This window comes from Actimicrobium sp. CCC2.4 (assembly GCF_034347385.1).
GTDB lineage: Bacteria > Pseudomonadota > Gammaproteobacteria > Burkholderiales > Burkholderiaceae_D > Actimicrobium.
Genome location: NZ_CP133777.1, coordinates 1,380,458 through 1,395,381 on the forward strand (window position 1 = coordinate 1,380,458; position 14,924 = coordinate 1,395,381).

The following is a 14,924-nucleotide window of genomic DNA, read 5'->3' on the forward strand; positions in this document are numbered from 1 at the left end:
ATTCGCCGGGCCCTGTATTTCGTAGGGGCCGGTAGTAGCGGTGGACTCGATTCCATCGCATAACAAGTGAGAGCAGGCATCCAAGTGCAGCGAAATGCTGCCACCTGCAATCATGTTAAAAACGGAGCTGTCTCAACGACAGATTGCTATGCCTAAAATGAAAACGAAAAGCGCCGCAAAAAAGCGCTTTCGCGTCCGTCCAGGTGGTACCGTCAAGCGCGGTTCGGCTTTTAAACGCCACATCTTGACCAAAAAGACGACCAAGACCAAACGTCAATTGCGCGGTGCCAAAGAAGTCCATGCCACAAACATGGTTTCGGTTCGCTCAATGCTCCCGTACGCTTAACCTCACACTCAAATTTAAGGAGTTACTATGCCTAGAGTAAAACGTGGGGTCACAGCACGGGCCCGCCATAAAAAAGTTTTAGACCAAGCCAAAGGCTACCGCGGTCGTCGTAGCAAGGTCTACCGTATTGCCAAGCAAGCAGTCATGCGCGCTGGACAATATGCATACCGTGACCGCCGTAACAAGAAGCGCGTCTTCCGTGCATTGTGGATCACGCGTATCAACGCGGCATCCCGTGAGCATGGCATGACTTACAGCGTTTTCATGAACGGCCTGAAACGTGCTTCCATCGGTTTGGATCGCAAGGTCCTAGCTGACATGGCAGTAATGGACAAACCGGCTTTCGCCGCGATTGTCAATCAGGTGAAAGCCAACTTCGCCGCTTGATTGTAGTCGAAATACGAGTCGTCCTCGGACGACTTGTCAGGCGGGGCAGAGGTTTTAGACCTGTGCCCCGTTTTGTTTTCAACTCCTGCTTCGGCAATTTTTCCTGAACGGGAAACCGCGCATGAACCCTCTAGAACAACTCGTAATGCAAGCCCAAGCTGACTTCATTGATGCGCCCGATGCGGCTGCACTGGAAAATGCGAAGGCAAAATATCTTGGAAAAACTGGCCAGATTACAGAGCAAATGAAAGGCCTTGGTAAGCTTGCCGCCGATGATCGCAAAGTGCAGGGTGCCACTATCAATGCCGCAAAAGAGAAAATCGAAAAGGCATTGACTGCCCGGCGAGATGCGCTGGCAGATGCTCAGATGCAGTTGCGGTTGAACGCCGAAGCGATCGATGTGACATTGCCTGGTCGGGGTCGAAGTGTCGGTGGTATCCACCCCGTGATGCGGACCTGGCAACGCGTCGAGGAGATCTTCGGTTCGATAGGATTTGATGTCGCAGACGGACCTGAAATCGAAAACGACTGGACCAACTTCACGTCGCTCAACAGCCCGGAAAATCATCCTGCACGGTCAATGCAAGATACGTTCTACATTGACGGCGATGATAGCGAAGGGAAGCCATTGCTACTTCGGACGCATACGAGCCCGATGCAGGTCCGCTATGCCCGTATGAACAAGCCGCCAATCAAGGTGATCGCTCCAGGCCGCACTTACCGAGTCGACAGCGATGCCACTCATTCGCCGATGTTTCATCAGGTTGAGGGTTTATGGATCGACGAAAATATCAGCTTTGCCGACCTGAAAGGCGTGTACCTGAACTTCGTCAAAGCATTCTTCGAGACCGACGATTTGCAAGTACGATTTCGGCCTTCGTATTTCCCATTTACTGAGCCATCGGCTGAAATTGACATTGCGTTTGGTAGCGGTCCGCTGAAGGGGCGCTGGCTAGAAGTATCGGGTGCCGGTCAAGTTCACCCCTCCGTTGTACGCAACATGGGCATCGATCCTGAAAAGTACATTGGATTTGCTTTTGGTTCAGGCCTTGAGCGACTCACTATGTTGCGATACGGCATTAGTGATCTCCGCCTATTCTACGAAGGCGACTTGCGCTTCCTTAAACAGTTCAACTGATCAGTATGTTGTCGTGACGAGGGGGAGGTACAGAAAGTACCGCCTGATTTATTCGTAGTTCATGACGCTAGTCGTCAAAGGGTTCACAAATGCAATTTTCCGAAAACTGGCTCCGTTCCATGGTCAATCCGACGATGACGTCGGATGCGTTATCGCACTTGCTCACCATGTCGGGACTGGAGGTTGAAGAAGTCAATCCGGTAGCGCCTCCGTTTTCTAATGTTGTTGTTGGCAAGGTTATTGAGTTGGCACGACATCCGAACGCCGATCGTCTCAATGTTTGCCAAGTTGATGTGGGTACAGGGACGTTGCTTAATATCGTCTGTGGTGCGCCGAACGTACGGACCGGAATGAAGGTTGTTTGTGCGATTGTCGGTGCAATACTTCCGCCTGGAGAGGATGGTAAATGCTTCGAAATCAAGGTCGGTCAACTGCGCGGTGTCGAATCTCAAGGAATGTTGTGTTCGGCGAAGGAATTGAAGCTGTCAGACGAGCATAGCGGTTTGATTGATTTGCCCGATGACGCTCCCGTAGGACAAGATATACGTGACTATCTGCAGTTAAATGACTTGACGTTCACTATCAAGCTCACTCCCAACAAGGCGGACTGTCTGTCGATTCTTGGTGTTGCTCGCGAAGTATCTGCATTGACAGGTTGCACATTAAATAAGCCCACTTATCAGCCGGTAGCGGTCACCATTGCAGACGTGTTGCCGGTGAAGATCAGCGCACCAGATTTGTGTGGACGTTTTTCCGGACGCATAATCCGCGGTTTGAATGCCAAAGCTGCAACACCTGAGTGGATGAAACAGAGACTCGAGCGGAGCGGGCAACGATCGATCGCCGCATTAGTCGATATTTCCAATTATGTGATGCTCGAACTAGGGCAGCCCTCTCACGTTTTTGATTTAGCCAAAATTCATGGCGGCCTCGATGTCCGTTGGGGACGCGCAGGAGAAGCATTAAAGCTGCTGAACGGTAATGTCGTGGCAGTGGACGACTGGGTTGGTGTCATTGCAGACGAGCAAGAAATCGAATCATTGGCTGGAATTATGGGCGGTGATGCTACGGCAGTGACGTTGGAGACAACGGATATCTACCTTGAAGCAGCTTTCTGGTTTCCGCAAGCGATACAAGGACGGGCGCGTCGTTATAATTTTTCTACCGACGCTGCACATCGATTCGAACGTGGTGTGGATTTTGCTGCGACAGTCGAAAGTATTGAGCGCATTACGGCGCTGATGATCGAGATATGCGGACAAGCAGGAGTTACGCAGGTTGGACCAATCGACGACCAAGTCACTAACTTGCCATCCAGGTTGCCAGTACCATTGCGAACGGCTCGGGCCAGCAAAATCATCGGTGTGTCATTTACTGATGCAAAAATCGCCGAAATTTTCTTGCGTCTCGGTTTCGAGTTTACGCAAAAAACTGGTGTGTTCGAGGTAACGCCCCCTTCATTTCGTTTTGATATGGAAATTGAAGAAGATCTGATCGAAGAAATTGCACGGGTTTTTGGCTTTGAAAATATTCCCGCGTTGCCACCTGTCGCGGCAAATGCAATACGAGTGCGTTCGGAGGCGGTGCGGTCGTTGTTCACGCTGCGCAGACAGATTGCGGATCGGGATTATCAGGAGGTTGTGAATTTCAGTTTTGTCGAAGAGTCGTGGGAGCATGATTTCGCAGGAAACGATACACCGATCAAGTTACGCAACCCGATTGCCAGTCAGTTGAGCGTGATGCGTTCAACTTTGATTGGAGGCTTGATTGCGAATGTCCGCTATAACCTCAATCGAAAAGTATCTCGCATTCGAGTGTTCGAATTTGGCACGGTATATCGGCGCGATAGTACGGTGAAAGATGGTGCGTTGACAGTTGCCGGATACGCGCAAGATAAACGCTTAGCGGCACTGGCGTACGGTCCGGTAGTCGAAGAGCAGTGGGGACTTGGTACTCGCAATGTCGATTATTTTGATGTGAAGGCGGACATCGAAGCGTTATTGGCTCCGGTAACTGCGCATTTCGTTTCGATACAGCACCCTGCATTGCACCCTGGCCGCTCAGCAACCATCCTCGTTGAAGGCAAAGATGTGGGATTTATTGGAGAACTGCACCCGCGTTTGCAGCAACGCTACGAGTTGCCATTGTCGCCGGTATTATTTGAGATCGATGCTACGGCGTTACAGTCACGATCACTGCCTGTATTTCAGGAGATTTCTAAATTTCCTGCAGTTACTCGCGATCTAGCGTTCGTCGTCGACCACACAGTCCAGGTACAAGATTTGATTGATACTTTCAACGCAGAAAAGAGGGAAAATATAGCGTGTAGCCCAATGCAAGCCATTGTTTTATTTGATGAATATCGCGGTTCCGGTTTATCTTCTGACGAGAAAAGTCTTGCTTTCAGATTCACCTTGCAAGATACTCAAAGTACACTGCAGGACGAGAAAGTTGATGCCGCGATGTCTGCATTTGTATCATCTGTCAATAAAAAACATGGCGCGAAATTGCGTACTTAGGGCCGGGCCGGAGAAAGCTAATGAACGACGTTATCTCGACCGAATTTCAATCTGTGTTGAGTGCCGACCTAGACCGCGCAATGTTAGAGGCACAGGCCAGGTCACAAGCGGAAAAGGATTTGCCAACGCTAACCAAGGCCGAGCTAGCCGAGCTGCTGTTTGAGCAAGTTGGCTTAAATAAACGTGAGGCTAAGGATATGGTCGAAACTTTTTTCTATGAGATCAGGGATGCACTAGAGCGGGGGGAGTTAGTGAAGCTATCCGGATTTGGTAATTTCCAATTGAGAGACAAGCCACAGCGTCCCGGTCGGAACCCGAAAACAGGTGAAGAAATTCCTATTACTGCGCGCCGTGTTGTTACTTTTCACGCCAGTCAAAAATTGAAAAGTATGGTTGAACACGAATATCCTGTATTGCCTCCTCGCATGGCCTAATTAAAATCAATGAACGATCGATCAAGTAAGCCAGAGCTTATGGTATTGCCGTTAATCCCAGCAAAACGTTACTTTACTATCGGTGAGGTTAGCGAGTTGTGCGGTGTAAAGCCGCATGTTCTGCGTTATTGGGAACAAGAGTTTACCCAATTAAAGCCGGTTAAACGACGCGGGAATCGGCGCTATTATCAACACCATGAAGTCTTATTGATCCGTCGTATTCGTGAGTTGCTTTACGAACAAGGTTTTACTATTAGTGGAGCGCGCAATAAACTCGACACTCGCTGGAGTCAGAGTGAAGAGGTAAACCTCGCTACTACTTGTTCTACGGCTGTTGATCCGTTATACACGGATATTCGGACTGAACTTTTCGAGATAATGGCGTTACTCGAACCGTAAAAACTTCGTTTTAGCCTTTTCTTGTTGACGTTGATCTATCTGCCTTGCAAGTCAATGAGCTCACAACCGTCCCATCTGGCGCGATTGTGTCCAAATGAACATCAAATCCCCAAAGACGTGCTGCATGCTTTAATACTTCGTCGGCGTGCTGGTTGAGTGGACGGCGCTGAAATTCCATGTGGCGTAAAGTCAGCGCCCTATCACTACGTGTGTCCACTGACCAGACCTGAATATTTGGTTCTCGGTCACCGAGATTATATTGGTTTGCCAATACACGCCTTACGTAGTGATAGCCACTATCGTCGTGAATAGCAGATATATGCAAGTTCTTGTCACTGTCATCATCCAGAATCGAAAAAAAATGGAATTCTCGAATCAGCTTTGGTGAAAGGTATTGAGCGATAAAACTTTCATCCTTGAAGTTGCGCATAGCAAAATCCAATGTTTGATGCCAATCCGTATTTGCAATGTCCGGAAACCATACTTTATCCTCTTCGGTAGGTTGTTCACAAATACGACGAATATCGCGCATCATTGCATAACCTAATGCATAAGGATTGATGCCGTTGAAATTCGGACTATGCACTGACGGTTGGAAAACCACGTTGGTATGGCTCTGTAAGAACTCAAGCATGAAGCCGGTACCGACTACTTTTTCTTCGTATAGCTGGTTTAGGATTGTGTAATGCCAGAAAGTCGCCCATCCTTCATTCATGACTTGTGTCTGACGCTGAGGGTAAAAATATTGTGATATTTTCCGCGTGATTCGAATGACTTCACGTTGCCAAGGCTCAAGTAGAGGGGCATATTTCTCGATGAAATAAAGAAGATTCTCTTGGGGTTCTGTTGGGAATCGTGTTGTTTCAGTATTTTCTGTTTCGTCTTCTCTGCGAGGTAAAGTCCGCCACAGATGATTTACTTGTGACTGTAAATAAGCTTCGCGTTCTTCCTGGCGCGCATGTTCTTTTTCAAGCGATAGCTTCGCTGGGCGTTTGTATCTGTCCACGCCGTAATTTTGCAGTGCATGGCAGGAGTCGAGTAAGAGTTCGACCGCATCGATGCCGTGCAAGCGCTCGCACTGGGCGATATAGTTGCGGGCAAAAACCATGTAATCAACAATAGCTTCTGCATCGGTCCACGTTCGAAACAAATAATTGTTTTTAAAAAAAGAGTTATGGCCGTAAGCGGCGTGCGCAATGACCAACGCTTGCATTGTCAGACTATTTTCTTCCATCAGATAGGCGATGCAAGGATTCGAATTGATGACGATTTCATAAGCCAACCCCATTTGGCCTCGTCTATAGCTTTTTTCAGTTGAAAGAAAGTGTTTTCCGAACGACCAATGATGATACGAAACCGGCATTCCGACAGATGCATAAGCATCCATCATTTGTTCGGCGCTAATAATTTCTAATTGATTGGGGTAGGTGTCTAGGCCGAAGTCGCTGGCAACGCGGCGAATTTCATCATGTATATGTTCTATTAATTCGAAGGTCCATTCGGACTGTTCCGGCAATTTATAATGCGGCGAGTTGACCGGCGAAAGATTTTTTTTCATTGCGGCACCTGCTTTCGAAACAATTCACGAAATACGGGATAAATATCGGCACTTGTAGTGATCTTCTTCATCGCGAAATGCGGATAGATAGTGGCCACTTGAGCGTATTCTTGCCAGAGATTCTGTGCTGCTCCGTCGGTAATCTCGATATACGCGAAATATTGCACGGCAGGCATTACCATGTCGATCATCAGTTTTCTGCAATTGACAGAATCACTGTCCCAATTATCTCCATCTGATGCCTGGGCCACATAACTATTCCAGTCCGCTCTTGGATACCGTTCTAGAATTATTTTGGTGAGGAGATGTAGTGCCGAAGAGACTACCGTTCCACCAGACTCGCGTGAATGAAAAAAGTCATCTTCATTTACTTCAGTCGCAGAAGTATGGTGCCGAATAAAAACAACGTCGATTTTCTCGTATGCTCGTGTCAGAAACAAATGAAGCAATATAAAAAAGCGTTTTGCAGTATCTTTTTTCTGTTGATCCATGGATCCCGAGACATCCATAATGCAAAACATTACTGCCTGACTCGAGGGCTTTGGCGTCTTTATACGATTGCTGTATCGAAGATCAATCGGATCGATGAAGGGAATCGCCCGGAGCTTGGCCTTAAGTCGGTGGATGCTGCCTTTTAGCTCCTTAATACTCATTTCATCCGGAGGGACGATCCTGCCTAATTTTTCCAACTGATTTTCGGCTAAACGCAATAACTTATTCGAACTGCCACCAGCGGCAATTCGACGACCAAGTGCGCCGCGTAACGATCTCAAGACGTGTATGTTGGAGGGAGTGCCCGTTGTGTTATAGCCAGACCGCGCCGTTTTGAACTCTTTAATCGCTGTAATTTGCCGCTTAACCAAATAGGGAAGCTCTAGATCTTCAAAGAAGTAATTCATGAATTCTTCCTTGGTTAGCTCAAACAGAAAGTTGTCGTCGTCTGTCTGGTCGCTGTTGCCAGCGCTTCCTTTCCCGGAGCCGGAGGCATTTTCTGGTCTTGGAACGGAGTCACCTCTCAGATAATCCTGGTTCCCCGGGCGAACCACTTCCCAGACTCCACCGTGGGCATGTCCAAAATGGGGCTCATTGACATCTTTGACCGGTATGGAGAGCTTTTCACCGGTTTCCATATCGGTGATCGAGCGATCTTTGATAGCACGGGCAACAGCATCTTTGATCTGGTTTTTATACCGGCGTAAAAAACGCTCACGATTGACTGCAGATTTATTTTTGCCTTGTAATCGTCGGTCGATAAGATGAACCAATATGACCTCCTACAAATAAGATTACCGAAAATACGCATATATAATCAGTCGTATGCGTTTCGTTTCATGCATTATGAAGATTTACGCACTCTCAAATACCACTCACATAAAAGACGAACCTGTTTAGCCGTATAGCCTTTCGCTATCATGCGGCTGACAAACTCTTGGTGTTTATTTGCATCCTCTGCACTGCCTTTTGCGTTGAATGAGATAACCGGTAAGAGTTCTTCGGTGTTGGAAAACATTTTTTTTCGATTACGGTTCGAAGTTTTTCATAACTTGTCCACAGTGGATTTTTACCTCCGTTCTGGGCGCGTGCCCGGAGAACAAAATTAACTATCTCGTTACGAAAATCTTTGGGATTCGAAATGCCTGCTGGTTTTTCAATCTTTTCAAGTTCCTGATTGAGCGAATTTCGATCAAAACTTTCACCTGTATCCGGATCCCGGAATTCTTGATCCTGAATCCAGAAGTCTGCAAAGGTTACATATCTATCGAAGATGTTTTGGCCGTATTCAGAATAACTCTCGAGGTAGGCAGTTTGGATCTCTTTGCCAATGAACTCTATATATCGCTGCGCTAAATGTTCTTTAATATACGCAAAATACTTTTGCTCTGTCTCTATTTGGAATTGTTCGCGTTCAATTTGCTGTTCTAGTACATATAGTAAATGCACTGGGTTAGCGGCTATTTCAGTGCTGTCGAAATTAAACACTTTGGATAATATTTTGAAGGCGAAACGTGTCGACAGTCCAGTCATGCCTTCGTCCATTCCAGCGTAGTCTGTGTATTCATGCATTGACTTTGCTTTTGGATCTGTATCTTTCAGGTTCTCACCGTCATAGACCAGCAGTTTGCTGAAAATACTCGAGTTTTCTGGCTCCGCTAATCGAGACAAAACGGCAAATTGAGCCATCATTTTCAAAGTGCCTGGGGCACAGGGCGCTTGCATTAACGATGAATTTTTTAATAATTTTTCATAAATTTTTGTTTCGTCACTGACACGAAGACAATACGGTACCTTTACAATATAGATTCGGTCTAAGAAGGCTTCGTTATTTTTGTTATTCTTGAAAGTCTTCCATTCGGATTCGTTGGAATGCGCAAGGATGATGCCATCGAAGGGGATAGCCCCAAAGCCTTCTGTTCCTTTGAAGTTTCCTTCCTGAGTGGCGGTCAATAGCGGATGAAGTACTTTGATAGGAGCTTTGAACATTTCTACAAATTCCATTAATCCCTGATTTGCAAGACAGAGACCGCCGGAATAACTGTAAGCATCAGGGTCATCCTGTGAATATTCCTCCAGTTTTCGTATATCAACTTTACCAACCAACGACGAAATGTCCTGATTATTCTCATCGCCTGGTTCAGTTTTCGAAATTGCAACTTGCCTAAGAATGGATGGATAACGCCTTATCACACGGAGCTGATTGATATCACCATTCAATTCCTCGAGACGCTTGACTACCCAAGGGCTAGGGATAGATCTGAGGTAACGACGTGGGATGTCGTATTCTTCTTCAAGAATTTCACCGTCTTCGATCTCATTAAACAGACCAAGGGGACTTTCATTGACCGGCGAGCCTTTGATTGAGTAAAAAGGTATTTTCTCCATTAGTGCTTTTAGTTTTTCGGCGATTGATGATTTGCCGCCGCCCACCGGTCCAAGTAAATAGAGTATTTGTTTGCGCTCCTCCAAGCCTTGAGCCGCATGTCGAAAGTATGAAACAACTTGTTCGATGACTTCTTCTGTTCCGTAGAATTCTTTGAATGCAGGGTAGATTTTGATAATTTTATTCGCAAAAATACGCGAAAGCCTGGTGTCGGTACGTGTATCGATCAGTTCAGGCTCACCGATAGCAGCGAGCATTCTTTCCGAGGCTGTGGCGTAGGTAAGCCTGTCTCTTTTGCACAGATCAAGATATTCTTGCAAGGAGAATTCGTCCTCCCGGGTCCGCTCATAGCGTGCTGCGTAATTGTCAAAGATTTTCATGAAAATGTCCTTTGGAGTTATGCCAACGACGAGAATCCTTTTTACTTCTTGAATCTGCTTGCGGGAGTGATTAAATAATACGCGTAGTTTAGAATTTTCGTGTCGTTTCTATGTCTCACTGGCACCTAGAAAATGTATTTCGTTTTTCAAGCCATCTGGTGGGGCTGACAGGAGATGATTGGTAGAAAGGTGATTCCTTGAAAAAAGCGATGATTCTCTTTTTGGTATATCCCTGGCAGGTAGAGAAAGGAGGAAGTTGTCTGCTTGTATCGCACCGTAGTGGCAAAAATCTAGCGCTGTTTGCTTCTATCGTGGCGTTGTCAGATAGAAAGTTGCCCGCACATCGCTCGAGGGAAACGCTGATTTAATCGCCTGATTTTTGGCGAAAAAATATTGGATGGACGTGCAATTTTAATGAGATGACGATGGCCATTAAGCAAACCAGTTCTTCGAATGTCGAATTTTCTACGAAGAAGCACACCACGCGTTAGCGACCACCCAGTGGCGTTATAGGTACGCAATAAGCTCCTCCGTCAGAATTGATTTTTGATCAATGACGCGGAGACGTAATGAATACTCCGTTATCACCGACCCTTAATGCCACTGCCATTGCGGCGATGGCGTCGCCAACGCTGATCTCTATAATCGGCAAACTGGAGCACGAGAACGTTCATCAGTGCTGGCAAGTTGCTTGTTTTCAGCACCAGATCTTTGTCTGGAAGACCGAGTGTCGTTTGCGGTTACCCGACTCGGATCAGGGTGGACTGGGCGAGGACTTCGCCGGTGTACAAGATGTCGCGTCCGCACCAAAAACCCGTGTTGCTGGTCATGAGCGCGACACCAAATCCGCCCGTGGTCAGCTTGCTGCCGACGAATCGACTCTGTTCTTTGACAAGACCAAGGTGCCGGCCGAAATCGTCGTCGGGCCGAATCTGGAAATTGCCGGACTGACACCGTCGCAGTACGAAGTCATCGGCGAGAGTGCCAGCTATCGTCTCGCGCAGCGCCAACATGCTTTCGTATTTGCCCAATCCTGACAGGCAAACGGAATGGTCTGCCCCATATTTGTCCAGAACTGCTCAAGCAATAGCCGACAACGTTTCTTGAGGCGCTCGTCCCGGAAATTACAGGCGGCATTTTCTTTGTCCATCCATGTCTGCTCCTGCTCATGGGACACCAGGCGACGAGACCCGGAAGCGCTTGGCATCTCCCTCGTCGTCATCTGATTGCGCTCGAATTCCTCATGCAAAAAAGTTAACAGAGCTGCTGAGGGTTTACAAGTAATTTGTGGGTAATTGAAAGACTTGTGAGGCGCTTACAATTAGTAGGAGCAGCGAGACAGAGATCGCATGATCAAACATTTGCACCGACGTCGAGCTTAATTCGGTTTCGTCTACTCTGCAACGTAGTTGCGGTGGCAGACTGCGCGTGGGGGGTGTTTCGCCGAAAGTATCGGCCTTGTTCACCCAAGAACTGAAGCGAGCCACCAGCTGGTAACACAGTTACACAACTAGGCTATATCGACTGCTCGTAGTGATCAGTTGCTGGCGGTTAGCCGTTCGGGGTATTACGACGCACAGTCTCGTCCTGCCAAACCGCTTTTTACAAAAGAAGCGGTCCACATGACAGCTGCCTTTGTCGCTAGCTGTCAAAACTACGGCAGTCGGCGCAATGACACTACTTCAAGGCGCGTAGTCTGATTCGCCAGGCCGGCCTGAGGCCGGTGCGGAAGCAAAAGCTCATTTACACCACCGGCAGTAAGCATGACCTCGCGATCGCCTCCAACGTGATCATCCGGAGGTTCGAACCGTTGGGGCTGAACATCTCCTGGGTGAGTGATATCTGTACCGGCTGGCTATATTTAGCCACGGTATTGGACGAGTTCTCGCGCAAGCTGATCGGCTTTACCACTGCGCCTGCTATGCCTGCTGCGCTGGTTTGCGTAGCCTTATGCATAAGAACTGCCAGTCGAAGTCTGTCACCGAGTTTGATCGTGAATACCGGTAGTGGGAGTCAGTACGCCAGCATCAAATACCAGACCTTGCGGAAAGGGTGCTGCCTGGTGTGCAGCATGAGCTGAAAAGGCACTGTTGGGACAATGCAGTCGGCGAGCGCGTCTTCCTGAATCTGCGGATGGAATGTGCCCGACGCACATGGTATGCCAATCAGGAAGAGACCCGCAGTGATATCGCTGCCTATATCGTTGACTTTTATAGTTGCACGCGTTTGCACTCCGTATTGGGCACCCTGACGCCCGGGGTCTTCAAACCGAAAATGGCAAAAAACTTTCACTGAAGTGTCGGAAATAAATTGACTATTACATCTAGATATTTTGGGCTGCCCGCGGAAGATTGAAAGAAGCGATGACATTATGCGTGGTCCACAATAAGTGCCGCCGGTTGTGGAGAAAGTGAGGACGCAAGTCCGCAGTTCGCCAATTGGGTATTGTTATTCTACTGTTGTGGAGTGGTTGGCCGAGTTCTAACAAATACGTCGAAATTCGCCAACGAAAAGGTTGACGCCAACATCGCAAAGCAGCATAATCTCGTTTCTCTGCAGCAGACAAACAAAACGCTTTGTCAGCAGCACACAAGACGGCACGGTCGGTGAGGGTAATCGAAGTGTTGTGGATGGTGCGGTAAGTTCTTTAACAATTAACAGTTGATAAGTGTGGGCACTTGGTGGAAGTGCACTGTGGTGACTTAGGTTGCTACGGAGTCTTTACATATAAGCAAGTGCTCACGAAGAAATATAGGAAAGATTGAAAGATTGATCCTGTCAGTATTTTGAGTGAGCGACCGGTCAGCGATGACCATGTCCGAGAGGACATAAAACACAGAGATTAAACTGAAGAGTTTGATCCTGGCTCAGATTGAACGCTGGCGGCATGCCTTACACATGCAAGTCGAACGGCAGCACGGGGGCAACCCTGGTGGCGAGTGGCGAACGGGTGAGTAATATATCGGAACGTGCCCTGGAGTGGGGGATAACGCAGCGAAAGTTGCGCTAATACCGCATACGATCTACGGATGAAAGTGGGGGATCCGCAAGGACCTCATGCTCGTGGAGCGGCCGATATCTGATTAGCTAGTTGGTAGGGTAAAAGCCTACCAAGGCGACGATCAGTAGCTGGTCTGAGAGGACGACCAGCCACACTGGAACTGAGACACGGTCCAGACTCCTACGGGAGGCAGCAGTGGGGAATTTTGGACAATGGGGGCAACCCTGATCCAGCAATGCCGCGTGAGTGAAGAAGGCCTTCGGGTTGTAAAGCTCTTTTGTCGGGGAAGAAACGGTTCATCTTAATACGGTGGGCTAATGACGGTACCCGAAGAATAAGCACCGGCTAACTACGTGCCAGCAGCCGCGGTAATACGTAGGGTGCAAGCGTTAATCGGAATTACTGGGCGTAAAGCGTGCGCAGGCGGTTATGTAAGACAGATGTGAAATGCCCGGGCTCAACCTGGGAACTGCATTTGTGACTGCATGGCTAGAGTGTGTCAGAGGGGGGTAGAATTCCACGTGTAGCAGTGAAATGCGTAGAGATGTGGAGGAATACCGATGGCGAAGGCAGCCCCCTGGGATAACACTGACGCTCATGCACGAAAGCGTGGGGAGCAAACAGGATTAGATACCCTGGTAGTCCACGCCCTAAACGATGTCTACTAGTTGTCGGGTCTTAATTGACTTGGTAACGCAGCTAACGCGTGAAGTAGACCGCCTGGGGAGTACGGTCGCAAGATTAAAACTCAAAGGAATTGACGGGGACCCGCACAAGCGGTGGATGATGTGGATTAATTCGATGCAACGCGAAAAACCTTACCTACCCTTGACATGGCTGGAAGCTTTGAGAGATCAGAGTGTGCTCGCAAGAGAGCCAGTACACAGGTGCTGCATGGCTGTCGTCAGCTCGTGTCGTGAGATGTTGGGTTAAGTCCCGCAACGAGCGCAACCCTTGTCATTAGTTGCTACGAAAGGGCACTCTAATGAGACTGCCGGTGACAAACCGGAGGAAGGTGGGGATGACGTCAAGTCCTCATGGCCCTTATGGGTAGGGCTTCACACGTCATACAATGGTACATACAGAGGGCCGCCAACCCGCGAGGGGGAGCTAATCCCAGAAAGTGTATCGTAGTCCGGATTGTAGTCTGCAACTCGACTGCATGAAGTTGGAATCGCTAGTAATCGCGGATCAGCATGTCGCGGTGAATACGTTCCCGGGTCTTGTACACACCGCCCGTCACACCATGGGAGCGGGTTTCACCAGAAGTAGGTAGCTTAACCGCAAGGAGGGCGCTTACCACGGTGGGATTCGTGACTGGGGTGAAGTCGTAACAAGGTAGCCGTATCGGAAGGTGCGGCTGGATCACCTCCTTTCTAGAGCATGCGCGGAAGCCCTGTGTCCACACTTATCAGCTGTTAGTCGAGAGAAGAACAGCAAGCAGTAAAAACAAGCAAGCGATGACAAGGAAGTGCACGAGAGTGTGGTGATATGTCGTGGTGAAGTGGCGCGGGTTCAAGCGGGTCTGTAGCTCAGTTGGTTAGAGCACCGTGTTGATAACGCGGGGGTCGTTGGTTCGAGCCCAACCAGACCCACCAAGACAGAGTAGGGTGGTAAGCAGCAAGTAGTTAAGCAGTCAGTGAAACACCTGGGGGGTTTAGCTCAGCTGGGAGAGCACCTGCTTTGCAAGCAGGGGGTCGTCGGTTCGATCCCGTCAACCTCCACCAGAGAACGATGAATAAATGCAGTGAAGTAAAAATGCAAACCTAAGCAGCGTCATTCGCGAAGCGAATGACAAGGTATTAGGTTTGGTTTTTTATAACAAGAAACCATGAGCTGTTCGCTCTTTAACAATTTGGAAGAAGTAAAGATTTATCAGTGTCG

The 14,924-nt window shown here is 48.3% G+C and carries 12 protein-coding genes, 2 tRNA genes, 1 rRNA gene and 1 pseudogene; 12 read left to right on the plus strand and 4 right to left on the minus strand.

The annotated features are described in order from the left end of the window. Positions 1-148: 148 nt before the first annotated feature. The 6 genes from rpmI to RHM62_RS06430 all read left to right on the plus strand — a co-directional run bounded on the left by rpmI (position 149) and on the right by RHM62_RS06430 (position 5,223). Positions 149-346, plus strand: coding sequence for a 50S ribosomal protein L35 (gene rpmI, locus RHM62_RS06405; protein ID WP_040723346.1), 198 nt, complete (start codon positions 149-151; stop codon positions 344-346). Between the two features lie 27 nt (positions 347-373). Further along, positions 374-733, plus strand: coding sequence for a 50S ribosomal protein L20 (gene rplT / locus RHM62_RS06410; RefSeq protein ID WP_322124708.1), 360 nt, complete (start codon positions 374-376; stop codon positions 731-733). A gap of 121 nt (positions 734-854) precedes the next feature. Further along, positions 855-1,871 (plus strand): phenylalanine--tRNA ligase subunit alpha, encoded by a 1,017-nt coding sequence (gene pheS, locus RHM62_RS06415; protein WP_322124709.1) that lies wholly within the window; start codon positions 855-857, stop codon positions 1,869-1,871. 89 nt (positions 1,872-1,960) lie between these two features. Then, positions 1,961-4,390: a phenylalanine--tRNA ligase subunit beta gene (gene pheT / locus RHM62_RS06420; protein ID WP_322124710.1), complete on the plus strand. Its 2,430-nt coding sequence runs from the start codon at positions 1,961-1,963 to the stop codon at positions 4,388-4,390. 20 nt (positions 4,391-4,410) lie between these two features. Then, positions 4,411-4,824, plus strand: a complete 414-nt coding sequence (locus tag RHM62_RS06425; RefSeq protein WP_322124711.1) for an integration host factor subunit alpha — start codon at positions 4,411-4,413, stop codon at positions 4,822-4,824. A 9-nt stretch (positions 4,825-4,833) separates the two neighbouring features. Next, positions 4,834-5,223: a MerR family transcriptional regulator gene (locus RHM62_RS06430; protein ID WP_322124712.1), complete on the plus strand. Its 390-nt coding sequence runs from the start codon at positions 4,834-4,836 to the stop codon at positions 5,221-5,223. A gap of 10 nt (positions 5,224-5,233) precedes the next feature. Here the strand turns inward: RHM62_RS06430 and RHM62_RS06435 are convergent, their stop codons facing one another. The 3 genes and pseudogenes from RHM62_RS06435 to RHM62_RS06450 form a co-directional block, all read right to left on the minus strand. Continuing rightward, the gene (locus RHM62_RS06435; protein WP_322124713.1) at positions 5,234-6,781 is read right to left on the minus strand and encodes a SpoVR family protein; all 1,548 of its coding nucleotides are present in this window, start codon (positions 6,779-6,781) and stop codon (positions 5,234-5,236) included. Further along, positions 6,778-8,046 (minus strand): YeaH/YhbH family protein, encoded by a 1,269-nt coding sequence (locus RHM62_RS06440; protein ID WP_322124714.1) that lies wholly within the window; start codon positions 8,044-8,046, stop codon positions 6,778-6,780. The genes RHM62_RS06435 and RHM62_RS06440 overlap by 4 nt, the downstream gene beginning before the upstream one ends. 158 nt (positions 8,047-8,204) lie before the next feature. After that, positions 8,205-10,039 (minus strand): annotated as a pseudogene (locus tag RHM62_RS06450) (PrkA family serine protein kinase); the annotation flags it as partial. Positions 10,040-10,608: 569 nt separating this feature from the next. Between RHM62_RS06450 and RHM62_RS06455 the strand changes: the two are divergent. Beyond that, a complete protein-coding gene (locus tag RHM62_RS06455) occupies positions 10,609-11,076 on the plus strand; it encodes a hypothetical protein (RefSeq protein WP_322124716.1) in 468 nt (155 codons plus the stop codon). Here RHM62_RS06455 and RHM62_RS06460 read toward each other — a convergent pair. Further along, positions 11,028-11,261, minus strand: a complete 234-nt coding sequence (locus RHM62_RS06460) for a transposase DNA-binding-containing protein (protein WP_322125339.1) — start codon at positions 11,259-11,261, stop codon at positions 11,028-11,030. The genes RHM62_RS06455 and RHM62_RS06460 overlap by 49 nt on opposite strands. Before the next feature lie 609 nt (positions 11,262-11,870). Here RHM62_RS06460 and RHM62_RS19030 point away from each other — a divergent pair. From RHM62_RS19030 to RHM62_RS06475, 5 genes are all read left to right on the plus strand, one after another. Beyond that, positions 11,871-12,119, plus strand: coding sequence for a DDE-type integrase/transposase/recombinase (locus RHM62_RS19030; RefSeq protein WP_416172317.1), 249 nt, complete (start codon positions 11,871-11,873; stop codon positions 12,117-12,119). After that, a complete protein-coding gene (locus tag RHM62_RS19035; RefSeq protein WP_416172293.1) occupies positions 12,104-12,334 on the plus strand; it encodes an integrase core domain-containing protein in 231 nt (76 codons plus the stop codon). The genes RHM62_RS19030 and RHM62_RS19035 overlap by 16 nt, the downstream gene beginning before the upstream one ends. 549 nt (positions 12,335-12,883) lie before the next feature. After that, a 16S ribosomal RNA gene (locus tag RHM62_RS06465) occupies positions 12,884-14,416 on the plus strand. Positions 14,417-14,561: 145 nt separating this feature from the next. Then, positions 14,562-14,638: transfer RNA gene (locus RHM62_RS06470), tRNA-Ile, on the plus strand. A gap of 53 nt (positions 14,639-14,691) precedes the next feature. Continuing rightward, positions 14,692-14,767 (plus strand) — tRNA-Ala (locus RHM62_RS06475). The last annotated feature ends 157 nt before the right edge of the window (positions 14,768-14,924 follow it).

Excerpts from the sequence above, each read along its gene's own strand:
- RHM62_RS06425 (WP_322124711.1), top strand. The coding sequence starts at position 4,411 with ATGAACGACGTTATCTCGACCGAATTTCAATCTGTGTTGAGTGCCGAC.
- pheT (WP_322124710.1), top strand. The coding sequence starts at position 1,961 with ATGCAATTTTCCGAAAACTGGCTCCGTTCCATGGTCAATCCGACGATG.
- rpmI (WP_040723346.1), top strand. The coding sequence starts at position 149 with ATGCCTAAAATGAAAACGAAAAGCGCCGCAAAAAAGCGCTTTCGCGTC.
- RHM62_RS06435 (WP_322124713.1), bottom strand. The coding sequence starts at position 6,781 with ATGAAAAAAAATCTTTCGCCGGTCAACTCGCCGCATTATAAATTGCCG.
- pheS (WP_322124709.1), top strand. The coding sequence starts at position 855 with ATGAACCCTCTAGAACAACTCGTAATGCAAGCCCAAGCTGACTTCATT.
- RHM62_RS06460 (WP_322125339.1), bottom strand. The coding sequence starts at position 11,261 with ATGACGACGAGGGAGATGCCAAGCGCTTCCGGGTCTCGTCGCCTGGTG.
- rplT (WP_322124708.1), top strand. The coding sequence starts at position 374 with ATGCCTAGAGTAAAACGTGGGGTCACAGCACGGGCCCGCCATAAAAAA.
- RHM62_RS06455 (WP_322124716.1), top strand. The coding sequence starts at position 10,609 with ATGAATACTCCGTTATCACCGACCCTTAATGCCACTGCCATTGCGGCG.
- RHM62_RS06430 (WP_322124712.1), top strand. The coding sequence starts at position 4,834 with ATGAACGATCGATCAAGTAAGCCAGAGCTTATGGTATTGCCGTTAATC.